Below are 22,694 nucleotides of genomic sequence, written 5' to 3'. Positions count from 1 at the left end.
GGGGTTAAGTTTGTCGCGAGTTCCGCACGAGCCGGAGGCCACTTAATGTGGCCTCCGTGCGAGCCAGGACTGTAGAGCAGCAAACTTAAAACCTGGGCCGCCCGGTCCGGGAATCCGCCCAAGCGCACAGGAGGGGATTCCTTTTGTGTAGGCTTTGCGGAAATGTGGCTATTTAAGGATACGCCCGGCGGCGTGGTCTGTTGACGGCACAGCTAACGGCACGTATCCTATCGAACTGCGTGTTTCGTAGGGGGATGCTGACCCCTCGATTCAAGCCGTTGCACTTTACAGAAAGCTGGAATCATTCGAGAAGGAGTACGCTTTGCCTACTATTAACCAGCTGGTTCGCCAGGGCCGTCGTTCCGTGCCCAAGAAGTCCAAGAACGCTGCTCTGCAGCACAACTCCCAGAAGCGCGGCGTGTGCACCCGTGTCTTCACCACGAGCCCCAAGAAGCCGAACTCGGCTCTTCGTAAGGTTGCCCGTGTTCGCCTCGTCAACGGCATCGAAGTTACCGCTTACATCCCGGGTGAGGGCCACAACCTGCAGGAGCACTCCATCGTGCTCGTCCGCGGCGGTCGTGTCCGTGACCTCCCTGGTGTCCGTTATCACGTCATCCGTGGCGCCTACGACGCTGCTCCGGTCCAGAACCGTATGCAGGCCCGTTCCAAGTACGGTGCTAAGCGCCCCAAGGCCAAATAAGCCAGATAACGTTTTGATACTTTCGCCGTGTGCCGCCTAAGCGCCGCACGGTAGACACTTAAGGAGATTTCACATGCCGCGTCGTGCAGCAGCTAATCGTCGTGAGGTTCAGCCTGACGCCGTTTACAACAACCGCCTGGTGACTCAGCTCATCAACAAGGTCCTTCTTGACGGCAAGAAGGCCACCGCTGAGCGCATCGTTTACACCGCTTTCGAGATCGTTGCCGAGAAGTCCGAGGGTGGCGACGCTCTCGCTACCTTCAAGAAGGCTATGGACAACGTCAAGCCCACGCTCGAGGTTAAGCCCAAGCGTGTCGGTGGCGCTACCTATCAGGTCCCGATGGAGGTCAACTCCCGTCGTTCCACCGCTCTGGGCATCCGCTGGATCGTCAACTTCTCCCGTGCTCGCAAGGAGAAGACCATGGCCGAGCGTCTCGCCAACGAGATCCTCGACGCTTCCAACGGCCTGGGCGCTTCCGTCAAGAAGCGTGAGGACGTCTTCAAGATGGCCGAGGCCAACCGCGCGTTCTCTCACTATCGTTGGTAAGTTAAGGTAAGGAACTAACATGGCTAAGCCTAAGTACAAGCTTTCCGATACCCGTAACATCGGCATCATGGCTCACATCGATGCTGGTAAGACCACCACGACCGAGCGTATTCTTTACTACACCGGTAAGACCCACAAGATCGGTGAGGTCCATGAGGGCGCTGCCACCATGGACTGGATGGTTCAGGAGCAGGAGCGCGGCGTAACCATTACCTCCGCTGCTACCACGTGCTTCTGGAACAAGGACGGTAAGGACTACCGCATCCAGATCATCGATACCCCGGGCCACGTTGACTTCACCGCCGAGGTCGAGCGCTGCCTGCGCGTCCTCGATGGCGCTGTCGCCGTCTTCGACGCCGTTGCCGGCGTTCAGCCCCAGTCTGAGACCGTTTGGCGTCAGGCTTCCACCTTCAACGTCCCCCGCATCGCCTTCATCAACAAGTATGACCGCGTGGGCGCTGACTTCTTCAACGCTATCGAGACCATGAAGGATCGTCTCGACGCTAACGCCGTGGCCGCTCAGGTCCCGATGGGTGCCGAGGACAACTTCTGGGGCGTCATCGACCTGGTCACCATGACTGCATGGGACTTCAAGGCCGACGAGAAGGGCATGACCTACCCCGAGCCGATGGACGAGATCCCGGCTGAGTTTGCTGACATCGCTGCCACCAAGCGCGAGGAGCTCCTCGACGCTGCTGCCAGCTTTGACGACGAGCTCATGGAGAAGATCCTCATGGAGGAGGACTTCACCGTCGAGGAGCTCAAGGCTGCTCTGCGCAAGGGCGTTCTGGCCAACGAGCTCAACCTCGTCTTCGTGGGCTCCGCCTACAAGAACAAGGGCGTTCAGGAGCTGCTCGACGCTGTCGTCGACTACCTGCCCAGCCCGCTCGACGTCGAGGCCGTCACCGGTACCGATCCGGACACCGGCGAGGAGATCCAGCGTCATCCTTCCTTCGACGAGCCCTTCTCCGGCCTGGTCTTCAAGATCATGACCGACCCGTTCGTCGGTAAGCTCACCTATGTCCGCGTTTACTCCGGTCGCGCCGAGTCCGGCTCCTACGTGGTCAACGCTTCCAACGGTCAGCGTGAGCGCCTCGGCCGCATCCTCGAGATGAACGCCGCCGAGCGTATCGACCGTGACGACGCCGCTGCCGGCGACATCGTCGCTTGCGTCGGCTTCAAGAACTCCACCACCGGTGACACCCTGTGCGCCGAGGGCAAGGAGATCGTCCTCGAGAAGATCGAGTTCGCTAAGCCCGTTATCGACGTTGCCATCGAGCCCAAGACCAAGGCCGAGCAGGACAAGATGTCCCTGGCTCTGACCAAGCTCGCCGAGGAGGACCCGACCTTCCAGGTGTCCACCAACCACGAGACCGGCCAGACCATCATCGCCGGCATGGGCGAGCTGCACCTCGAGATCATCGTCGACCGTCTGCTCCGCGAGTTCAAGGTTGACGCTAACGTTGGTAAGCCCCAGGTTGCCTATCGCGAGACCGCTGGTCACGACGTCGAGAAGGCTGAGGGCAAGTTCGTCCGTCAGTCCGGCGGTCGCGGTCAGTACGGCCACGCCGTCATCAAGCTCGAGAAGATGGAGGAGGGCTTCGGCTACGAGTTCGTCAACGCTATCGTCGGCGGCGTCGTGCCCAAGGAGTACATCCCGTCCATCGACAAGGGCATCCAGGAGGCCCTGAACACCGGTGTTATCGCCGGCTTCCCGGTCCTCGACGTTAAGGTCACCCTGTTCGACGGTTCTTACCACGAGGTCGACTCCTCCGAGGCCGCCTTCAAGATCGCCGGTTCCATGGCTATCAAGGACGCCCTCAAGAAGTCCGATCCGCAGCTGCTCGAGCCGATCATGGCTGTCGAGGTCGAGACCCCCGAGCAGTACATGGGCGACGTTATGGGCAACCTCTCCGGTCGCCGCGGCAAGATCGAGGGCATGGAGGATCGCAAGAACAGCAAGCTCATCCGTGCCAAGGTGCCGCTGGGCGAGATGTTCGGTTACGCTACCGACCTTCGCTCCCAGACCCAGGGCCGTGCATCCTACACGATGCAGTTCGACTCTTATGAGCCGGCGCCCAAGTCCATCGTGGACGAGGTCATGAGCAAGAACGCCTAAGTTCGAGCTCCCTGTTACGTAATCCGCGAGAACATCTCTCGCACTCTTTGGAGGTTTAAGTTGGCTACCCAGAAGATCCGCATTCGCCTCAAGGGCTATGATCACGAGGTCGTCGATCAGTCCGCGAAGCTCATCGTTGAGACCGCTCAGAAGACCGGCGCTCGCGTTTCCGGTCCTGTCCCCCTGCCCACCGAGCGCAACCTGTACACGGTTATCCGCTCGCCGCACGTGAACAAGGACTCCCGTGAGCAGTTCGAGATGCGCACCCACAAGCGCCTCATCGACATCCTCGACCCCACCTCGGGCACCGTTGATTCGCTCATGCGTCTCGACCTTCCCGCTGGCGTCGACATCGACATCAAGCTCTAAGCGATATCGCTCATAGCTTACAGAGCCCCGCTACCATTACGGTAGCGGGGCTCTTTTGTTTTGAATGATGGTTTGGACTGCCGGGTATTGCTGCCGAGTAGGTGGCTGCGGCGCCCTATTCGCTCAAGGGGCGCAGCGATGCCTCCTCAAAATGGAAGGATCGCACGCCGCCTTCCGCTTCGATACACGCGCGACCAAAGGCATCGACGGTTTTAAAGATGCCGCGTGCCAGCTCGTCACCGGCAGGGGAACGGGCGATAACGTGCTCCCCAATCCAATTGAGGTGAGCGACATATTCGCCGTGGACGGGCGCGAGTGGTCCGGCGTTATCTTCCATGGCGTTGAGACGCTCTGCCCACGCGTTCACAGCGTTTACGACGGTGTGATAGACCTCCTTGAGTAACACATCGACGGCGGGAATGTTCTCGTTGAGATCCGAGAGACCGATTGCCGGCAGGCCGCCATCGGGAACCTCCGAGGGCACATAGTTCACATTGACGCCAATGCCGCAGACGGCGAAAGGTTTGCCGTCGTTATCGCGTGCGGCCTCGACCAGAATGCCGCCGAGCTTGCGCCCTCGCGCGACCAGATCGTTGGGCCATTTGAGGTCAATCTCGTTTGCAAGGCCCTGCATTTCGAGCGCCTCGAGCACCGCTAGGCCGCTGACGGCGGCAAGACCAGAGTACTTTGCAGGATTAACGCATGGGCGCAGAACAATCGAAAGCAATAGGTTGCCGGCGGTTGAATCCCACTTGTGGCCGCGCCGGCCGCGTCCTGCTGTCTGAGCCCGGGCGGCAAGTCCTGTGCCGTGCGGCGCTCCCTGTTTTCCTGCTTCGAGCAGGTCATCGTTGGTCGATCCGGTTACGTCGACCACCGTTAAACGAGAATCCATAACAGCTGCTACCTCCTAAGGTAATAAGGCAATCGCGTAATGGTGTCGAGAGATAGACACAATGTGAAGCCTTTGTCGCATTTGAACAATTTAATGTTAACACGTCAACAACGACTGAAATGCGTTATCCTCTCTTGGTCGATGTAAACACGTCAACAACTCAAAGGAGGTTAGTGATGGGTTTCACGATTCTTGGAACAGGCTCGGCGCTTCCTAAGCGCAGTGTTTCCAATGACGAGCTGTCTGAGTTCCTCGATACCTCGGATGAGTGGATTTTTACCCGCACAGGTATCAAGAGCCGCCACGTCTGCTCCACCGAGTCACTTGACGACCTTGCCGTAGCGGCGAGCGAGCGGGCACTCCAGGTGTCCGGAATCGACGCGAGCCAGCTGGATCTGATCGTCTGCTCGACGACAACGGGTGACCATCTCGTTCCCGCCGAGGCATGTGCCGTTGCCGAGCGTCTGGGCGCGACGTGCCCTGCCTTCGATGTCTCGGCGGCCTGCGCCGGCTTCGTATTTGCGCTCGATGTCGCCGAGGGCTATATCGCCCGAGGACGAGCCAAGCATGTGCTTGTCGTTGCTGCCGAGCAGATGACGCGCGCGCTTGACTGGACAGATCGCGCCACGTGCGTGCTCTTTGGTGACGGCGCGGGTGCTGCAGTGATAGAAGCTGGGGGAGACAGCCCCCTTGCCGTCGAGCTTTCGACGGCGCCCGACGTCGAGACGTTGCGCGTTCCCGGTCTGATCGGCACCTCGCCGTTTAAGGACTCCGCAGATAGTGAGAGCGTGCTGTCCATGAAAGGCCGCCGCGTGTTCAAGTTCGGCGTCAGCGCCATCTGCGACACGGTCCATAAGCTTGCGATCGATGCGGGCATTTCGGTCGAAGACATCGATCATTTTGTATTCCATCAGGCTAACGAACGAATCCTGAGTCAGGCGGTCAAGCGCCTCGGCGTGCCAGACGAGCGCGTGGTTCGAACGCTGCGCGAGACCGGCAACATTTCGAGCGCCTGCATTCCCTTTGCGCTTGACCGGCTGGCACGTACCGACGCACTGACTGCGGGCGACACCATCGCCCTCGTTGGATTTGGCGCCGGTTTGGATATAGGTGGCTATTTACTTCGCTGGAAGTAGTCGCACATAGGAAATAAAAACGCCCCTAGGGCACAAACAAAGGAGAACTACCATGGCAGATCAGAAGACCTTCGAGCGCGTTTGCGACGTTATCCGCGAGACCGCTGGCCTTGACGACGTCGAGATGAAGCCCGAGTCCACGCTCGAGGAGATTGGCCTCGACAGCCTGGGCACCGTCGAGATCCTCGTCGCCGTCGAGGACGAGTTTGGCATTGAGCTCGATACCGAGGAGAACCCCAAGACGGTCGGCGAGTTCGCCGATACGGTCGAGGCGGCATTGGAGAAGTAGAGATGCTCAAGACTCCTCTCTGCGAGCTGCTCGGCATCGAAAAGCCCGTGTTCCAGGGCGGCATGGCCTGGATTGCCGATGCCTCGCTGGCATCGGCCGTGTCCGAGGCCGGCGGGTTGGGAATCATCGCGGCCATGAATGCCGACTCCAACTGGCTGCGCGATCAGATTCACGAGCTGCGCACCAAGACGGATAAGCCCTTTGGTGTGAACGTCATGCTTATGAGCCCGTTTGCCGACCAGGTCGCGCAGGTTGTGATTGACGAGCAGGTGCCGGTCGTCGTGACGGGTGCCGGCAATCCCACCAAGTACATGAAGGCTTGGAACGACGCCGGCATCAAGGTCATCCCGGTCGTTGCCTCGGTGGCGCTGGCGCGTCTCGTGGCGCGTCGTGGGGCCACCGCCGTGGTTGCCGAAGGCACCGAATCGGGTGGACATATTGGCGAGACATCGACGATGGCGCTCGTTCCGCAGGTTGTCGACGCGGTCGATGTCCCCGTTGTGGCAGCTGGCGGTATCGCCGATGGTCGCGGCGTGGCAGCGGCCTTTATGCTTGGCGCCGCTGGCGTCCAGGTGGGAACACGCTTTCTGGTCGCAAACGAGTGCACCGTATCCGAACAGTACAAAGAGCTGGTGCTCAAGGCAGGAGACACCTCGACGCGCGCGACTGGCCGTTCGACGGGGCATCCGGTGCGTGCGCTTAAGAGCCCCTTCACCAACGCGTATGCCAAGAACGAGGCGGCGGGCGCAAGCCCCGAGGAGCTCGGGGCCATGGGCACGGGCGCGCTTCGTAAAGCCGCAAAGGACGGTAATTACGAAGAGGGCTCGTTTTTGTGCGGACAGGTTGCCGGTATGGTCAACGAACGCCAAAGCGCACGTGAAATCGTTGACGACCTGGTCGATGGTGCCGAGCGCGTTCTGAAGGGTGCGTCCACATGGGTAGCGTAGCGTTTTTGTTCGCCGGCCAGGGTGCCCAACACCCCGCGATGGGCGTCGACCTGATCGAGGCATCGCCGGCGGCTGCCGAGGTGTTCGCCATTGCCGACGAGGTGCGTCCGGGAACCAGCGAGCAGTGCCGGAACGCCTCCAAGGAGGAGCTCTCGCAGACCGAGAACACGCAGCCGTGCGTGTTCGTTCATGACCTGGCAGCGGCTGTCGCCCTGCGTGAGCGCGGCGTGGCGCCTGCCGCCTGTGCGGGATTTTCGCTGGGCGAGGGCGCCGCGCTCACCTTTGCGGGGGCATTCGATACGCGAGCGGGTTTTGAGCTCGTGTGTGAGCGCGCGGCATTGATGGCCGCGGCTGCCGAGCGCCATCCGGGCGGCATGCGCGCCGTCATCAAGCTCGATGCGGCGCAAGTCGAGGACCTGGCAAAACAGGCCGGCGAGGACTGCTGGCCGGTCAACTACAACAGCCCGCAGCAGACGGTTGTGGCCGGAGCGCCCGATGAGTTGCAGACCCTCGACGTCCTGGTAAAAGAGGCTGGCGGCCGCGCCATGAAGGTCGCGGTGTCGGGTGCATTCCATAGCCCCTATATGGCCGAGGCGACTGAGGGGCTGGCAACGTATATCCAAGCCGGCCACGCGCCGTCTCCGCTGCTGATTCCGGTCATGGCAAACATGACGGCGGCGCCCTATCCGGCGGACCCGCGAGCAGTATCGGACGTGCTGGCCAACCAGGTGAGCCATGCCGTGCGCTGGGTCGACACGCTGCACACTCTGCAGGATCAGGGCATCGACACGTTTATTGAGGTCGGCCCTGGCAAAACGCTGTCGGGCCTGGTCAAGCGTACGCTGAGCGACGTTCACGTGTATTCGTGCGAAACGGCCGAACAGGTCGCAGCTATTGCCGACGAGCTCGCATAGCCCACAGGGCTGTAACCCGAAAGGAACGACATGGGCAATTTGAACAACGGCGCGCTCGAGCGCGACGATTCACGTCGTGTGGCGCTGATCACGGGCGGCTCGCGCGGCATCGGTCGCGCTTGTGCCGTGGGCCTGGCGGAGGATGGCTACGATATCGCCGTCGTTTATGCCGGTAGCGTCGACGCGGCGCGCGAGACGTGTGAAGCCTGCGAGGCGTCAGGCGCCACGGCGCGCGCATATCAATGTGACGTGGCCGACCCCGATGCCGTCAACACATGCGTGGAGACGGTTCTCAATGACTTTGGCTCCATTTGGGTGCTCGTCAACAACGCCGGCATCACGCGCGACGGCCTGCTCATGCGTATGGGCGACGATGCCTTCGACCGCGTGCTCGATGTCAATCTCAAGGGCACGTTCAATACGACGCGCGCGCTCACCAAGACCTTTATGCGCCAGCGCGGCGGTTGCGTCGTCAACATGAGCTCGGTTGTGGGCCTGATGGGCAATGCCGGGCAGGCCAACTATGCTGCCTCCAAGGCGGGCGTTATCGGCCTGACCAAGGCGGTAGCGCGCGAGCTTGCGCTCCGCGGCGTACGAGTGAACGCGGTCGCCCCCGGGTTTGTCGAGACAGATATGACGGCAAAGCTCTCGGAGAAGGTGCGTGCGGCAACCGAGGAGCAGATTCCCCTTAAGCGCATGGCGCGCCCCGAGGAAGTGGCCGGCGTGGTGCGTTTTTTGGCGAGCGATGCGGCCGCTTACATTACGGGCGAGGTCGTGCGCGTCGACGGCGGAATGGCGATGTAGAAACCAGGGCCGAACAACGGCTTGGATGAGGAGACCATGATGGAACAGAGAGTTGCAATCACCGGCATCGGTGCCGTATCGCCGCTCGGCAATACCGCGCTTGCCACCTGGGCGGCCATGTGCGCCGGCACGTGCGGTATCGGCCCGATCACGCACTTCGATACCGATGCGTTCGCCGTTAAAGTGGCGGCCGAGGTCAAGGGCTTTGACGGCAACGAGTACTTTGGCAAGCACGACGCCAAGCATCTCGACCCCTGTGTACAGTTTGCGATGGCGGCGTCGGACGAGGCCATGCACGATGCGGGCCTCGATGTTGAGGGCGCGGTCGATCGCGATCGCCTGGGTGTCTATGTGGGCTCGGGCGTGGGCGGCATGCAGACGCTTGTCGACAACGTCCACACGATTGCCGATCGCGGGCCTCGTCGCGCATCGCCCTACATGATTGCGATGATGATTCCCAACATGGCTTCGGGCAACATTGCGATTCGCCATAAGGCAAAGGGCCCGACCCTGCCCGTGGTGACCGCGTGCGCGACTTCTGCCCATGCGGTGGGCGAGGCGTTCCGCGCCATCAAGCACGGCTATGCCGATGCAATCCTGGCCGGCGGCGCCGAGGCCGCCATTATCCCCGATGCCGTTGCGGGCTTTACGTCCTGCCGCGCATTGACCACCAACCCCGATCCCGCGACGGCCTGCCGCCCGTTCGATGCAGACCGCGACGGTTTTGTGATGGGCGAGGGCGCCTGCGTGCTCGTGCTCGAGGGTATGGAGCACGCACAGGCCCGCGGTGCGCACATTTACGCAGAGGTCGTGGGCTACGGCAACACCGATGACGCCTACCACATCACGAGTCCCGACCCGGACGCGGCAGGTATCGCCCGTGCGATATCGCTGGCGGTGGCCGAGGGCGACGTTAAGCCTTCCGAGGGCCTCTACATCAACGCTCACGGCACCTCGACCAAACTCAACGATTCGTCCGAGACGGCGGGCATCAAACGAGCGCTCGGCGAGGACGCGGCGCGCGCCGCACATGTCTCGTCGACCAAGTCGATGACCGGCCACATGATCGGTGCCACGGGCGCCATCGAGGTCATGGCCTGCGCCATGGCGCTCGAGCAGGGCGTGGTGCCGCCGACCATTAACTACCACACACCCGATCCCGCCTGCGATCTTGATTACACGCCCAATCGCGCGGTTCGCGCCGACCTTACCTGGGCGCTTTCGACCAACCTGGGCTTTGGCGGGCACAACGCCGCCATCGCGCTGCGTAGATATGCAAGGAGCTAGAGCATGGATTCCAAAAGACTTGCCGAGATAGCCGATGTGATGGAGGACCGCGGCCTCACGCGCGTACGCGTTGAGGAGCCCGATGGCACCGCGGTCGAGCTCGAGCGCGCGAGCGCCGCGCAGCCGGTTGCCGTGCCCATGCCTATGCCGGGTGCCGTGACTGCTCCGGCGGTGGCTCCTGTCGCCATGCCTGCCGCCGCACCGGAGCCCGCCGCGCAGGCGCCTGCCGCCGCACCGGAGCCCAAGGGCACCGAGGTGACCGCTCCCATGGTCGGCGTTTTCTATGCTGCCCCGGCGCCGGGCGACGAGCCGTTTGTGCACGTGGGCTCCAAAGTCAAGGCCGGCGAGACGCTCTGCATCATCGAGGCCATGAAGGTTCTCAACGAGGTGACGGCAGAGGCGGATGGCGAGGTGCTCGAGATCTGCGTGGCCGACGGCGACCTCGTAGAGTTTGGCAGCTGCCTCATGAGGATCGGATAGGTGATATCCATGAACAAAGAAGAGCTCAAGAAGCTGTTGCCGCATCGAGAGCCGATGCTTTTGCTCGACAGAGCCGAGCTGGTGGGCGACGAGGCCCACGGCAAGATCACGATTACGGGCGACGAGTACTTTTTGCAGGGGCATTTTCCGGGAAACCCGGTGGTCCCCGGCGTGATCCAATGCGAGATGCTCGCCCAGAACTGCTGCGTGCTGCTGATGGGCGATGAGGAGGCGCGCGGCGCGACGCCGTTCTACACGAGTCTGGACAAGGTGCGCTTTAAGCGTCCGGTGCGCCCGGGAGACACGGTGGATCTGGTGTGCTCCATCACGCGTGCGCGCGGGCCGTTCCGCTTTGCGACGGGTACTGCGAGCGTCAACGGTGAGGTTTGCTGCCGCGCCGACATGTCTTTTGCACTCATGCACGAAAGTTAAGGAAGGCTTCATGTTCGACAAAGTGCTCATCGCCAATCGCGGCGAAGTCGCGGTCCGTGTTATCCGCGCGTGCCGCGATATGGGCATCAAGACCGTCGCCGTTTATTCCACGGCCGATGCGGACGCACTGCACGTGCAGCTTGCCGACGAGGCGTATTGCATCGGCGGCCCGCGTCTTGCCGAGAGCTACCTCAACGACGATGCCGTGCTCACCTGTGCCGTAAAGTCGGGAGCTAAGGCAATTCATCCCGGCTATGGCTTTTTCTCCGAGAAGGCGAGCTTTGTGCGCGACTGCGACAAGTATGGCCTGGCGTTTGTCGGTCCTTCGGCCGAGGTGATCGACAACATGGGCGACAAGGACGCCGCACGTCGAACGGCTGCCGCGGCGGGCGTGCCCATCGTACCGGGCTGCGATTTGCTCAAAAGCCCCGAGGAGGCAACGGCCGAGGCCGAGCGCATTGGCTGCCCCGTGCTTATTAAGGCGCGTGCAGGCGGTGGCGGTCGCGGCATTCGCAAGGTCGAGCGCGTGGAAGATGCGGCAAAGGCGTTCATCGAGGCGCGTGCCGAGGGCGAGGCCGTTTTTGGCGACGGCGAGTGCTACATGGAGAAGTTCGTCGCGCCGGCGCACCACGTCGAGGTGCAGATTATGGCCGATAAGCAGGGCCATGTGTTTTCGCTCGGCGAGCGCGAGTGCTCGGTGCAGCGCCGCAACCAAAAGCTGATCGAGGAGAGCCCCGCGCCGTGCCTCGACGGACACGACGGCATTCGTGCCCGTATGCACAAGGCCGCGCGCGACCTGGCTCGTGCCGTCGGCTACGAAGGAGCCGGTACCATCGAGTTCCTGTATTCGGACGACGGCAATTTCTACTTTATGGAAATGAACACGCGCTTGCAGGTGGAGCATCCGGTTACGGAGTTTGTGACCGATACCGACTTGGTCAAGTGGCAGCTGCGCGTGGCGGCCGGCCAGCTTCTGCCCTTTGAGCAGGAGGACGTTCCGGTCCGCAACCACGCCATGGAGTGCCGCATCAATGCCGAAACGCCGGACTTTCTGCCGTCATGCGGAACGGTCACCGCGTTGCGTGTGCCGGGTGGTCCGCGCGTGCGCTGGGATTCCGCCATGTTTACCGGTGCGAACGTTCCGCCGTACTACGACTCCATGCTCGGCAAGCTCATCGTGTGTGCGCCCACGCGCGACGGCGCCATTCGCAAGATGCGCTCGGCCCTGGGCGAGCTCGTGATTGAGGGCGTGAGCGAAAACAGCGAGCTTCAGCTCGACGTGCTGGCAAACGATGAGTTCTTGTCGGGCATGTATCACACCGATCTGATGGGGCATCTCTATGCTGGTGAATAGAAAAGCGAAGACGGTCAACGTCCTCGAGGGGCCGATGACCGAGTCGTGCGCCGAGTTTCCCGCGCGCCACGTGTTTATCAAGTGTCCGGAGTGCCGCCGTGTGATCGATGAAGCACGTCTGCACGACAACCTCGAGGTCTGCCCTCGTTGCGGCAAACACTTTCGCGTGAGCGGTCGCGCGCGTATGCGCATGACGGTCGACGAGGGCACGTTTGAGGAATGGGATGCCAATCTGGCGTCGGAGGACTTCCTCTCGTTTCCCGGTTATGCCGACAAGCTCAAGAGCGCGGTCGAGCATTCGGGCGAGCGCGATGCCGTTGTGTGCGGCAAGGGCAAAATCTGCGGTTGCGATACGGCGCTCTTCTTTATGGACGCCAACTTTATGATGGGCTCGATGGGTTCCGTGGTGGGCGAGAAGATCTGTCGCACATTTGAGCATGCGACCGAGCTGGGATTGCCAGTTGTCGGCTTTACCGTTTCGGGCGGTGCGCGCATGCAAGAGGGCGTGACATCGCTTATGCAGATGGCCAAGATCTCTGCTGCCGTGAGAAAGTATAGCGAGGCGGGCGGCCTGTATATCACGGTGCTCACCGATCCCACGACTGGCGGCGTAACCGCGAGCTTTGCCATGGAGGGCGACATTATCCTGGCCGAGCCCGATGCCCTGACGGCATTTGCCGGCCCGCGCGTGATCGAGCAGAACATGCACAAGCGCCTGCCCAAGGGATTCCAGCGCTCCGAGTTTTTGCTGGAGCACGGCTTTTGCGATGCCGTTGTTCCGCGTGGCGAGATTGCGCTCACAGTGGGAGAGCTGCTGGCGCTGCACGAAGGACACGCGCCCGGTCTGGGGGCACCGCACGAGATCGTGCATACGGGTCGCCGCGGCAAAAAGCTGGGACACTTGTTTAAGCGCTCGACGGCACCAAAAACCGCGCTCGAGATTGTCAAGCAGACCCGCTCGGCAGATCGCGCCACGGCGGGTGAGATGATCTCACTGGGCCTGGATGGATTTGTGGAGCTGCACGGCGACCGTTACTTTGGAGACGACGCCGCTGTGGTGGCCGGTATTGGCTGGAAAAACGGACGCCCCGTAACGGTCATCGCCATCGAGCGCGGCACCACGACCAAAGAGCGTATGCGCCGCAACTTTGGCATGGCGCATCCCGAGGGCTATCGCAAAGCGCGTCGCCTGATGCGCCAGGCCGAAAAGTTTGGTCGACCGGTTCTGTGCCTGGTCGATACTTCGGGTGCGTTTTGCGGCATCGGTGCCGAGGAGCGCGGCCAGGGCGAGGCGATTGCCCAGAATCTCATGGAGATGAGCGGCCTTAAGACGCCGATTGTCTCGGTGGTGACAGGCGAGGGCGGCTCTGGTGGCGCGCTGGCGCTGTCCGTGGCCGACCGCATCCTGATGCTCTCGAGCTCGGCCTATTCGGTCGTGAGCCCCGAGGCCTGTGCGTCGATCCTGTGGAAAGATACCGAGCGTGCGAATGAGGCCGCCGAGGCGCTTAAGCTCACGGCCCCCGATCTGTTGGCGCTCGGCATCATCGACGGCATTGTCGACGATAGGGGCCTGTCACATGAGGAGATCGCCGGTGCCGTCATGTCCTCGGCATTTGATGCCTTCGATACGCTTGGGCGGCTCGACGACGCGACCCTCACAAACCTCCGCTACGAAAAGTACCGCGCAATCGGTCAGTACCGCACGATGTGACAAAGGGACAGTCCGCATGTCACATTGGGAAAGGCGTTCCATGTCACAAGTTTCTAACACCTCGTTTACAACGACGGTCTCATCAAACGCCATGGCCGTGGTGGACTATCTGTCCAAAAGCATGATGTCGGCGCTGCCGTTTATTGTCTGCGCGGCGTTGTTTCGCACCGTCGCCGTCATTATGGGCGAAGGCATGCTGGGTCTGTGGTCTGCAGATTCCGATATCTATCGCCTGTTCTACAGTTGGCTCTATAACGCCGGCTACTACTTTTTGCCCATTTATCTTGGTTGGGCGGCCGCCCGCCAGCTCGGTTGCTCGGAGCAGCTGGGCATGATGCTGGGCGGCGTATTGATTGCGCCCGATCTGCTTAAGCTCGTCGATGTCGCATCGACGACGGCGGCATCGATGACTTCCGTGTATGGTCTGTTTCCCGCGCCGGTCAACGATTACACGACGACTGTTATTCCGGTTCTCATCTCGGTGCCCGTGCTATGGCGAGTGGAGTGTTTCTTTCAGCGCGTTATCCCTAAGGCCGTGGCGTTTTCGTTCGTTCCGTTTGCGACCATGCTCGTTATGGTTCCGGTTTCGCTGTGTATTACGGCGCCGGCGGGCAGCTATCTGGGCATGCTGTTGGGCCAACTTATGTTTATGCTTGGCAATTCCGGTGGCATCGTGTCGCTGCTCACGCTCATGGGGCTTGCCGCGGGTTGGGAGTTTCTTAAGATTGCGGGCGTCAGCAACGTTGTCCTATCGCTTGCGTACGCGCAGTTTATGAGCGTGGGAACGGATTCGTGCATTCTCATTGCCGCGACAATGGCGACGTTCGCCGTTTGGGGCATGCCCTTTGGTGCGTCGCTCCGCATTGCGGATAAGGATGAGAAGGCGCTCATGCTGGGCTATTCAATCTCGGGCGTGCTTGGCGGCGTAAGCGAGCCGGCGCTGTACGGCTGCGGCTTTAAATATGGCAGGTGCCTGACGTGCATGGCCATTGGCGGCGCCGTCGGAGGCCTTGTTGCAGCCGTGGGCCACGTTACGGCCTATACCATCGGCATGACGAATGTCCTCATGGTCATTGGCTTTGCCACGGGCGGTATTTTGAACCTGCTGTGGTGCTGCGTTGCCGGCGGCACGGCATTTGCGGCGTCTGCGGCGCTGAGCTACTGCTTTGGCGTGGTGCCGACGAAGGGGCGAGCGACGGGGGACGGAGCCGATTCACCCGAAACCTCGAAGAGCGTGGCCGAAGTAAGCGCGTAAACCTGTGCGACACAAGGACGATTCCTTTGCCATATTCCAAGGCCGTGGCCCGTGTGGGTTGCGGCCTTTTTTGTATCTGGGGGACAAAGTGGCTACACTACAATCCGTTTGAGCAATAGATATATAGGTAGTACCGTGGGGGCGGATGTAGATGGTCGAGTGGATTGTTAAGCGTGCGCAGGGCGACCGTGCGCGCGTGGGCACGTTGACGGGCGTTGTGTGTATTCTCGCCAATGTGGCACTATGTGCTGCGAAGGGCGCAATTGGCGTGGTTTCGGGATCGGTTTCGATCGTGGCGGATGCCATGAACAACCTGTCCGATGCCAGCTCGAATATCGTGAGCGTGCTGGGCTTTAAGCTGGCGAGCAAGCCGGCCGACCCCGAGCATCCTTACGGTCACGGTCGCTACGAGTATCTCTCGGGTCTGGTCGTGGCGGCGCTCGTGCTGCTGATCGGCCTTGAGCTTATCAAGTCCTCGGTTGAGCGCGTCATCCACCCCGAACCTGTCGAGTTCTCGCTTGCCCTGGTGACGGTTCTAGTGCTTTCGATGGTCGTAAAGCTCTGGATGGCGGCCCTCAACCAAAAGCTCGGTGACCGTATTGAGTCCGATACGCTGCATGCGACGGCTCAGGACTCAAAGAACGATGTCCTGGCCACGGGCGCTGTGCTGGCGTGCGCGATTGTTTCCCAGGTGACGCATGTCAATCTTGATGCTTGGGTCGGCCTTGCCGTTGGCGCCTATATTGGCTGGAGCGGCTTTGAGCTTATCCAAGATACGGTGAGCCCCCTTTTGGGCCAGGCACCCGATCCCAAGCTGGTCAAGCACATCCGAGACAAGATCATGAGCTACCCCGGCGTTTTGGGCGTTCATGACCTGATGGTTCACGATTACGGTCCGGGCAGGAAGTTTGCAAGTGCGCACGCCGAGATGGCGGCCGAGGCCAGCCCGCTGGAAAGTCACGACACGCTCGATAACATCGAGCAGTCGTTTAGGGACGAGGACGGCATGATCGTCACGCTCCATTACGATCCCATCGTGACCGACGATTCAAATGTGGCGAGCATGCGCCTGTGCATCAACGCTATGGCTCAAGAGATCGATAGTCGCCTTTCGATTCACGATCTGCGCTGCGTGCCGGGCCCCACGCACACCAATGTGATATTTGACTGTGTGCGACCCTCGGATTTGGACATGGATGCCGATGAGCTCAAACACGCGCTGGCACAACGGGTCGAATCGGAATATCCCAAGTCGATTGCAAAGATTACGATCGACGAAGACTACGTAGGGCATACCCACGAGTAGGGCTGTGCCGGCAAAGCAAGTTATACAGAAGGGGAGACTATGAAGAAGCTGTATCTGCTCCGCCACGGCCAGACGGAATTCAACGTCAAAAAGCTCGTCCAGGGTCGCTGCGATTCACCGCTCACCAATTTGGGTCGTCAACAGGCACAGACAGCCGCCGCATGGCTCAAGGTCCATGGCGTCGTCCCCGACAAAGTAGTCTCATCACCCTTAGGCCGAGCCATGGACACGGCAAGTCTCGTCGCATGCGAACTCCTCGGTCCGGATGCAGCAGTCGAGCCCTGCGAAGGCATCATCGAGCGCAGCTACGGAACCTTTGAGGAAGGTCCCCACGACGCATTGCCTACCGACGTATGGGATCCGGGCGAGGACTTGGTGCCCTTCGGAGGAGAAGGAAGCCAGGCGCTGCAAGAGCGCATGGTAGACACCCTCACCAATATCATGGGCGCCGAGGATATCGAAACCCTCCTAGCAGTAAGCCACGGCAGCGCCAGCCGCCAATTCATCAAGGCTGCAGCCCCAGAGGGCTTCGAGCTCCCAGCAAAACTCCCCAACTGCGCCATCATGATCTTCGATTTTGACGAGGAAAAGCCGCAAGCAGAAGGCGAGCCAATGCAGTGTAAGTTCACCCTTCAGCAAATAGTGGACCCCCAACAAAGTAATTAGCTGAGCGAGCAGAGTTAAGCAGACATCAACGTGTCGTCTCCCGAGCTTGGCAGAGGGGCGGCGAAATATATTAAGTTTGTCGCGAGTTCCGCACGCAAAGGAAAGCACTTAATGTGCTTTCCGTCTTGCGCAGGACTGTAGAGCAGCAAACTTAATATATTTCGCCGCCCCTCTGCCAAGCCCAGGCGACTCCACGCACTTTACCTGCGTAAACAATGTGAGTGAAATATGAATCTCGATGGATACGCCCGCAGCCGTGTATACTAAACAGCTGTGTGAAACCAGGGGAGTATTCTGGCTGGACAAAATGCCTGCTTAATAGGGTTGTCAGGTAGTCTGGGCGCAATACAAGACTGGGGAGCACGTCGTGTAAGTAGTGGTCCTCTAGGGGCGTACGCTCGGTGGTGTACGCATTGTCCCAAGACCACGCGAGAGTTGGGATCATATCTTGATCAGCATGATTCTCGGCCGCAAGATTGGCATGACCCAGGTTTGGGACGAGGACGACAACGTCGTTCCCGTCACGGTCATCCAGGCTGGCCCCTGCGCTGTCTCGCAGGTTAAAACTCAGGCAACCGACGGCTATGACGCCGTCCAGATCGGTTTCGGCGACATCAAGGCCAAGAACGTGAACAAGCCCATGGCTGGTCACTTCGCTAAGGCTGGCGTCGAGCCTGTCCGTTTCCTTCGTGAGGTCCGCGTCGAGAACGGCGAGGAGCACAAGGTCGGCGAGGTCGTCACCGTCGCTGATTTCGCTGATGTCGAGAAGGTCGACGTCATCGGTACCTCCAAGGGTAAGGGCTTCCAGGGTCGCATCAAGCGCTGGGGTCAGCGCCGCGGTCCTATGACGCATGGTTCTCACTTCCAGCGTCACCCCGGTTCTATCGGTCAGTGCGCCTATCCTGCGCGCGTCCTCAAGGGCGTCAAGATGGCCGGTCACATGGGTAACGAGCGCGTTACCGTCAAGAACCTTTCCGTTGTCCGCATCGATGCCGAGCAGAACCTCATCTTGGTCAAGGGCGCTGTCCCGGGTGCCAAGAATGGTCTCGTCGCCATCCGTATGGCCTAAGGGCCCAGCCCATTTAGCCCAGCGTCATACCAAGGAGAACACTTAAATGGCAAAGTTTGAAGTAAAGAACAGCGAGGGCAAGAAGGTCGCCGAGGCCGAGCTCGCCGCTGAGGTGTACGGCATCGAGCCGAACATCCACGTTATGCACCACATCGTCAAGTGCCAGATGGCCTCTTGGCGTCAGGGCACCCAGTCCGCTAAGGGCCGCTCTGAGGTTTCCGGTGGCGGCAAGAAGCCTTGGCGTCAGAAGGGCACCGGCCGTGCCCGCCAGGGTTCCATCCGTGCTGCCCAGTGGCGTCACGGTGGCGTTGTCTTCGCCCCCAAGCCCCGTTCCTACGCTAAGCGTATGAACAACAAGGAGGTCAAGCTGGCTATGCGCTCGGCGCTGTCCGCCAAGCTGGCCGATGGCGAGCTCGTGCTCGTCGACGACTACGGCTTCGAGAAGCCTTCCACCAAGGCTGCCGTTGCCATGCTCAAGGCTCTCGGCCTTGAGGGCAAGCGTCTGACCATCATCGTTCGCGATGAGGACGTCAACGCCTACCTGTCGTTCCGCAACATTCCCAAGACGTTCATCATCACTGCCGACGAGGCCAACACCTACGATCTCGTCAACAACAACGCCGTGCTGATGCCCGCCGACATCGCCGCTCACTTCGGGGAGGTGCTTGCTTAAATGACCGCCCACGAGATCATCATCCGTCCGATCGTGTCCGAGCGTTCCTTCTCCGGCATGGAGCAGAACAAGTACACGTTCGAGGTCGCCAAGGATGCTAACAAGTATCAGATCAAGGACGCTGTCGAGGAGATCTTCGGCGTCAAGGTCGTTCGCGTGAACACCCTGACGGTCAAGCCCAAGACCAAGCGCGTGCGCTATGTCGCCGGCAAGACCCGTTCTTGGAAGAAGGCCATCGTCACGCTGGCCGAGGGCGACACCATCGAGGTCTTTGGCAACCAGGCCTAAGACTCGCTGCTGTTGAGTGAGCTCATGCCTCCCAAATAGGGGAGGCGAGAGCTCAAGGTTTTGGGCGTATAAAATGGACACGCCCGGAGCCGTGTATACGTCCGGTGTCATCGCACCCGAGGCAGAACCTCGAATCCCTGTCTGCGATGGCTAACGGATTCCTATTGAAAGGGATTGTAATGGCTGTAAAGCACCTTAAGCCGACCTCCGCTGGTAGGCGTTGGCAGACGATCTCCGACTTCTCCGAGATCACCTGCACCAAGCCCGAGAAGTCTCTTCTCGAGCCCCTGCCCAAGAAGGCCGGTCGTAACAACAACGGCCGCATCACCACCCGCCACCAGGGCGGCGGCGTGAAGCGTCGTTACCGCGTGATCGACTTCAAGCGCAACAAGGACGGCGTGCCCGCCAAGGTTGCCACGATCGAGTACGATCCGAACCGTTCCGCTCGCATCGCTCTGCTGCACTACGCTGACGGTGAGAAGCGCTACATCCTGGCCCCCAAGGGCCTCGAGGTCGGCCAGACCATCATGTCCGGTTCTGACGCCGACATCAAGCCGGGCAACGCTCTGCCCCTCGCCGACATCCCCGTCGGTACGCTCATCCACGCCGTCGAGTTCCAGCCGGGCAAGGGCGCTGCTATCGCCCGTTCCGCCGGTAACTCCTGCCAGCTGATGGGTAAGGAGGGCAAGTACGCTATCGTCCGTATGCCTTCCTCCGAGATGCGCCGCATCCTCGTTACCTGCCGCGCCACCGTCGGTGAGGTCGGCAACGCCGATCACTCCAACATCGTCATCGGCAAGGCCGGCCGTAAGCGTCACATGAACGTGCGCCCGACCGTCCGCGGTACCGTCATGAACCCTGTCGACCACCCGCACGGCGGTGGCGAGGGCAAGAACCACACCTCTGGTCGTCCCTCTGTTACCCCCTGGGGTAAGCCGACGAAGGGCCTTCGTACGCGCAAGAAGAAGAAGGTCTCGAACCAGCACATCATTCGTCGCCGTAAGAAGTAATTTCGGATACCGAGTTTTAGGAGAAAGCACTTATGAGCAGAAGTCTCAAAAAGGGCCCGTTCGTGGAGACTCGCCTTCTCTCGCGTATCACCGCGATGAACGAGGCTGGCAAGAAGGACGTCGTGAAGACCTGGTCCCGCGCGTCCACCATCTTCCCCGAGATGGTTGGTCACACCATCGCCGTCCACGACGGCCGCAAGCATGTGCCCGTGTATGTTACCGAGTCCATGGTTGGTCACAAGCTCGGCGAGTTCGCGCCGACTCGTACGTTCCGTGGCCACAAGGCCAAATAGGGGGTTAACCGTAAATGGCAACTAAGTCTATTGAAACTGAGGCCACCGAGGTTCGCGCCGTCGCTAAGTACGTGCGTGTTTCCCCCAGCAAGGCCCGCCTGGTGGTCGATCTGATCCGCCGCAAGCCTGTCGCTCAGGCCTTCGACATCCTCCACTTCTGCGACCGCGCCGTCGCCGTGGATGTCGAGAAGGTTCTCCGTTCCGCCGTTGCGAACGCCGAGAACAACAATGGTCTGCGTGCCGACAACCTGGTTGTCGCCGCTGCCTATGTTGACGAGGGTCCGACGCTTAAGCGCATCCGTCCCCGCGCCAAGGGTTCCGCTTCTCGCATTCTGAAGCGTACTTCCCACATCACCGTCGTCGTTGCTCCTCGAAAGGAGGCGTAAAGCTGTATGGGTCAGAAAGTCTACCCCACCGGCTTCCGTCTTGGCATCACCGAGAACTGGCGCTCCCGCTGGTTCGCAGAGAAGGATTACGCTAAGACCCTCGGTAACGATCTCGAGATCCGCAAGTACCTCGAGAAGCGTCTTTCCCGCGCAGCTGTCTCCCGCGTCGAGATCGAGCGCGCTGGCGACAAGGTGAAGGTCATCATCCTCACCGCTCGCCCCGGCGTTGTCATCGGTAAGAAGGGTGCCGAGATCGATACCCTCCGCACCGAGCTCGAGAAGGTCGCTGGCGTCTCCAAGGGCCAGCTCTCCGTCGACGTTGTCGAGATCAAGCGCCCCGAGCTCGACGCCAACCTCGTTGCTCAGTCCATCGCTGAGCAGCTCGAGGGCCGCGTTGCCTTCCGTCGCGCTATGCGCAAGGCTGTCCAGTCCGCCCGCAAGGCCGGCGCCAAGGGCATCCGTATCCAGTGCTCCGGTCGTCTCGGCGGTGCCGAGATGGGCCGTCGTGAGTGGTACCGTGAGGGTCGCGTGCCTCTGCACACCCTCCGCGCCAAGATCGACTACGGCACGGCTGTCGCCAGCACCACCATGGGTGCCTGCGGCGTGAAGGTCTGGATCTACCTGGGCGAGAAGCTCCCGGGCCAGCCTGTTCCCAACCCTGCACTCGAGGGCTCTTCCCGTCCTCGTCGTCGTAACTCCGAGAGGAGGGGTCAGTAGTGCTTGCCCCTAAGCGTATTCTTCACCGCAAGGTGCAGCGTGGCTCCATGAAGGGCCAGGCCAAGGGTAATACCGAGCTGCATTTCGGCGAGTTTGGTATCCAGGCTCTCGAGGCCCATTGGATCACCAACCGTCAGATCGAGGCCGCTCGTATTGCCATGACCCGCTACATGAAGCGTGGCGGTCGTGTCTACATCACGATCTTCCCCGATAAGCCCATCACCAAGAAGCCTGCCGAGACTCGCATGGGTTCTGGTAAGGGTAACCCCGAGGAATGGGTGGCCGTCGTCAAGCCCGGCCGCATCATGTTCGAGGTCAAGGGCGTGCCCGAGGAGGTCGCTCGCGAGGCTCTGCGTCTTGCACAGCACAAGCTTCCCATCAAGACCAAGATTGTTGCTGCCAAGAACGCTGAGCAGCGCATCCAGAAGGAGATGGCTGAGGAGGCCGCTCTCGAGGCCAAGTGGGCTGCTGAGGACGCCGCCGCCGCCAAGGAGGAGAACTAATGAAGCCCGCAGAGATTCGTGAGCTCTCGGACGCTCAGCTCGTTGAGAAGCTGAAGGAAATGCGCGCCGAGCTCTTTAACCTTCGTTTCCAGATGGCCACCAGCCAGCTGGACAACACCGCTCGCGTCAACACCGTGAAGAAGGACATCGCTCGCGTCCTCACGGAGCAGCGCGCCCGCGAGATCGCAGCGGAGAAGTCCGCTGTCGCCGAGTAGGACCTAAGGAGAGAACATGACTGATTCGCGTAACTCGCGTAAGGTCCGTACGGGTGTCGTTACCTCCGTCTCCGGTGCCAAGACCATCGTTGTCACCATCACCGAGCGCAAGCGTCACCCCAAGTACGGCAAGATGATGACCAGCTCCAAGAAGCTGCACGCTCACGACGAGGAGTGCACGGCTGGCGTGGGCGATACCGTCCGCGTTATGGAGACCCGTCCTATGTCCAAGATGAAGCGCTGGCGCCTCATCGAGGTCGTCGAGCGCGCTAAATAAGCAGTCGCTCTTACGACTTGTACGTTTCCGAAGATGTGCGTATGCCTGGCTTGCA

At 60.9% G+C, this 22,694-nt stretch carries 27 protein-coding genes and 1 pseudogene; 27 read left to right on the top strand and 1 reads right to left on the bottom strand.

The features are described from left to right. Positions 1–322: 322 nt before the first annotated feature. The 4 genes from rpsL to rpsJ all read left to right on the top strand — a co-directional run bounded on the left by rpsL (position 323) and on the right by rpsJ (position 3,735). Positions 323–700, top strand: a complete 378-nt coding sequence (gene rpsL / locus V2391_RS03965; RefSeq protein WP_006235012.1) for a 30S ribosomal protein S12 — start codon at positions 323–325, stop codon at positions 698–700. Positions 701–773: 73 nt separating this feature from the next. Beyond that, positions 774–1,247: a 30S ribosomal protein S7 gene (gene rpsG / locus V2391_RS03960; RefSeq protein ID WP_006235013.1), complete on the top strand. Its 474-nt coding sequence runs from the start codon at positions 774–776 to the stop codon at positions 1,245–1,247. Between the two features lie 19 nt (positions 1,248–1,266). Next, positions 1,267–3,366, top strand: coding sequence for an elongation factor G (gene fusA / locus V2391_RS03955; protein ID WP_022094183.1), 2,100 nt, complete (start codon positions 1,267–1,269; stop codon positions 3,364–3,366). Positions 3,367–3,426: 60 nt separating this feature from the next. Further along, entirely contained in the window at positions 3,427–3,735 is a 309-nt protein-coding gene (gene rpsJ, locus V2391_RS03950; protein ID WP_022094184.1) for a 30S ribosomal protein S10, read from the top strand. A gap of 115 nt (positions 3,736–3,850) precedes the next feature. Here rpsJ and V2391_RS03945 read toward each other — a convergent pair whose 3' ends face one another. After that, on the bottom strand, positions 3,851–4,627 hold the full coding sequence (locus tag V2391_RS03945) for a biotin--[acetyl-CoA-carboxylase] ligase (protein WP_329738327.1): 777 nt from the start codon (positions 4,625–4,627) through the stop codon (positions 3,851–3,853). 176 nt (positions 4,628–4,803) lie between these two features. Between V2391_RS03945 and V2391_RS03940 the strand changes: the two genes are divergently transcribed. The 23 genes and pseudogenes from V2391_RS03940 (at position 4,804) to rpsQ (ending at position 22,639) form a co-directional block, all read left to right on the top strand. Beyond that, positions 4,804–5,763, top strand: a complete 960-nt coding sequence (locus V2391_RS03940; RefSeq protein WP_195245966.1) for a 3-oxoacyl-ACP synthase III family protein — start codon at positions 4,804–4,806, stop codon at positions 5,761–5,763. 52 nt (positions 5,764–5,815) lie between these two features. Further along, positions 5,816–6,052 carry an acyl carrier protein gene (locus V2391_RS03935; RefSeq protein ID WP_117639573.1) on the top strand — a complete coding sequence of 79 codons (237 nt, stop codon included), beginning with the start codon at positions 5,816–5,818 and terminating at the stop codon, positions 6,050–6,052. Between the two features lie 2 nt (positions 6,053–6,054). Then, positions 6,055–6,999, top strand: a complete 945-nt coding sequence (gene fabK, locus V2391_RS03930) for an enoyl-[acyl-carrier-protein] reductase FabK (protein ID WP_195245967.1) — start codon at positions 6,055–6,057, stop codon at positions 6,997–6,999. Continuing rightward, the gene (locus V2391_RS03925) at positions 6,987–7,913 is read left to right on the top strand and encodes an ACP S-malonyltransferase (protein ID WP_329738326.1); all 927 of its coding nucleotides are present in this window, start codon (positions 6,987–6,989) and stop codon (positions 7,911–7,913) included. The genes fabK and V2391_RS03925 overlap by 13 nt, the downstream gene beginning before the upstream one ends. A 30-nt stretch (positions 7,914–7,943) precedes the next feature. Then, positions 7,944–8,717 carry a 3-oxoacyl-[acyl-carrier-protein] reductase gene (gene fabG, locus V2391_RS03920; protein WP_329738325.1) on the top strand — a complete coding sequence of 258 codons (774 nt, stop codon included), beginning with the start codon at positions 7,944–7,946 and terminating at the stop codon, positions 8,715–8,717. Between the two features lie 39 nt (positions 8,718–8,756). Further along, entirely contained in the window at positions 8,757–10,004 is a 1,248-nt protein-coding gene (gene fabF, locus V2391_RS03915; RefSeq protein WP_117639580.1) for a beta-ketoacyl-ACP synthase II, read from the top strand. Positions 10,005–10,007: 3 nt separating this feature from the next. Then, entirely contained in the window at positions 10,008–10,484 is a 477-nt protein-coding gene (gene accB, locus V2391_RS03910; RefSeq protein ID WP_117765060.1) for an acetyl-CoA carboxylase biotin carboxyl carrier protein, read from the top strand. Between the two features lie 9 nt (positions 10,485–10,493). After that, entirely contained in the window at positions 10,494–10,916 is a 423-nt protein-coding gene (gene fabZ / locus V2391_RS03905) for a 3-hydroxyacyl-ACP dehydratase FabZ (RefSeq protein WP_329738324.1), read from the top strand. Between the two features lie 10 nt (positions 10,917–10,926). Continuing rightward, complete coding sequence (locus V2391_RS03900) at positions 10,927–12,270, top strand: acetyl-CoA carboxylase biotin carboxylase subunit (protein WP_329738323.1); 1,344 nt, start codon at positions 10,927–10,929, stop codon at positions 12,268–12,270. Further along, complete coding sequence (gene accD, locus V2391_RS03895) at positions 12,257–13,981, top strand: acetyl-CoA carboxylase, carboxyltransferase subunit beta (RefSeq protein ID WP_329738322.1); 1,725 nt, start codon at positions 12,257–12,259, stop codon at positions 13,979–13,981. The genes V2391_RS03900 and accD overlap by 14 nt, the downstream gene beginning before the upstream one ends. A gap of 40 nt (positions 13,982–14,021) precedes the next feature. Beyond that, complete coding sequence (locus tag V2391_RS03890; RefSeq protein WP_329738321.1) at positions 14,022–15,236, top strand: PTS transporter subunit EIIC; 1,215 nt, start codon at positions 14,022–14,024, stop codon at positions 15,234–15,236. 151 nt (positions 15,237–15,387) lie between these two features. Then, positions 15,388–16,542 carry a cation diffusion facilitator family transporter gene (locus tag V2391_RS03885; protein WP_329738320.1) on the top strand — a complete coding sequence of 385 codons (1,155 nt, stop codon included), beginning with the start codon at positions 15,388–15,390 and terminating at the stop codon, positions 16,540–16,542. Between the two features lie 39 nt (positions 16,543–16,581). Further along, a complete protein-coding gene (locus V2391_RS03880; RefSeq protein WP_329738319.1) occupies positions 16,582–17,208 on the top strand; it encodes a histidine phosphatase family protein in 627 nt (208 codons plus the stop codon). A gap of 448 nt (positions 17,209–17,656) precedes the next feature. Continuing rightward, the gene (gene rplC, locus V2391_RS03875; RefSeq protein ID WP_035137484.1) at positions 17,657–18,277 is read left to right on the top strand and encodes a 50S ribosomal protein L3; all 621 of its coding nucleotides are present in this window, start codon (positions 17,657–17,659) and stop codon (positions 18,275–18,277) included. Between the two features lie 46 nt (positions 18,278–18,323). Next, a complete protein-coding gene (gene rplD, locus V2391_RS03870; protein WP_006235032.1) occupies positions 18,324–18,950 on the top strand; it encodes a 50S ribosomal protein L4 in 627 nt (208 codons plus the stop codon). Then, a complete protein-coding gene (gene rplW, locus V2391_RS03865) occupies positions 18,951–19,238 on the top strand; it encodes a 50S ribosomal protein L23 (protein WP_006235033.1) in 288 nt (95 codons plus the stop codon). It begins immediately after the preceding gene. A 179-nt stretch (positions 19,239–19,417) separates the two neighbouring features. Further along, the gene (rplB, locus tag V2391_RS03860; protein ID WP_022094198.1) at positions 19,418–20,248 is read left to right on the top strand and encodes a 50S ribosomal protein L2; all 831 of its coding nucleotides are present in this window, start codon (positions 19,418–19,420) and stop codon (positions 20,246–20,248) included. Positions 20,249–20,280: 32 nt separating this feature from the next. Continuing rightward, a complete protein-coding gene (gene rpsS, locus V2391_RS03855) occupies positions 20,281–20,541 on the top strand; it encodes a 30S ribosomal protein S19 (RefSeq protein WP_006235035.1) in 261 nt (86 codons plus the stop codon). A gap of 14 nt (positions 20,542–20,555) precedes the next feature. Next, positions 20,556–20,927 carry a 50S ribosomal protein L22 gene (gene rplV, locus V2391_RS03850; RefSeq protein ID WP_006235036.1) on the top strand — a complete coding sequence of 124 codons (372 nt, stop codon included), beginning with the start codon at positions 20,556–20,558 and terminating at the stop codon, positions 20,925–20,927. 6 nt (positions 20,928–20,933) lie between these two features. Beyond that, positions 20,934–21,644 carry a 30S ribosomal protein S3 gene (rpsC, locus tag V2391_RS03845; RefSeq protein ID WP_006235037.1) on the top strand — a complete coding sequence of 237 codons (711 nt, stop codon included), beginning with the start codon at positions 20,934–20,936 and terminating at the stop codon, positions 21,642–21,644. Then, a pseudogene (gene rplP / locus V2391_RS03840) lies at positions 21,644–22,057 on the top strand (50S ribosomal protein L16); the annotation flags it as partial. The gene rpsC and the pseudogene rplP, both read left to right, overlap by 1 nt. A gap of 89 nt (positions 22,058–22,146) precedes the next feature. Further along, positions 22,147–22,362 carry a 50S ribosomal protein L29 gene (gene rpmC / locus V2391_RS03835; RefSeq protein WP_006235039.1) on the top strand — a complete coding sequence of 72 codons (216 nt, stop codon included), beginning with the start codon at positions 22,147–22,149 and terminating at the stop codon, positions 22,360–22,362. Positions 22,363–22,378: 16 nt separating this feature from the next. After that, positions 22,379–22,639, top strand: coding sequence for a 30S ribosomal protein S17 (gene rpsQ, locus V2391_RS03830; protein WP_006235040.1), 261 nt, complete (start codon positions 22,379–22,381; stop codon positions 22,637–22,639). Positions 22,640–22,694 lie beyond the last annotated feature (55 nt).

It is taken from the genome of Collinsella sp. CM84Y_54 (assembly GCF_036317945.1).
Taxonomy (GTDB): Bacteria; Actinomycetota; Coriobacteriia; order Coriobacteriales; family Coriobacteriaceae; genus Collinsella.
The sequence above is the reverse complement of the archived record's forward strand: the minus strand, read 5'-3'. Positions and strand labels throughout refer to the sequence as shown.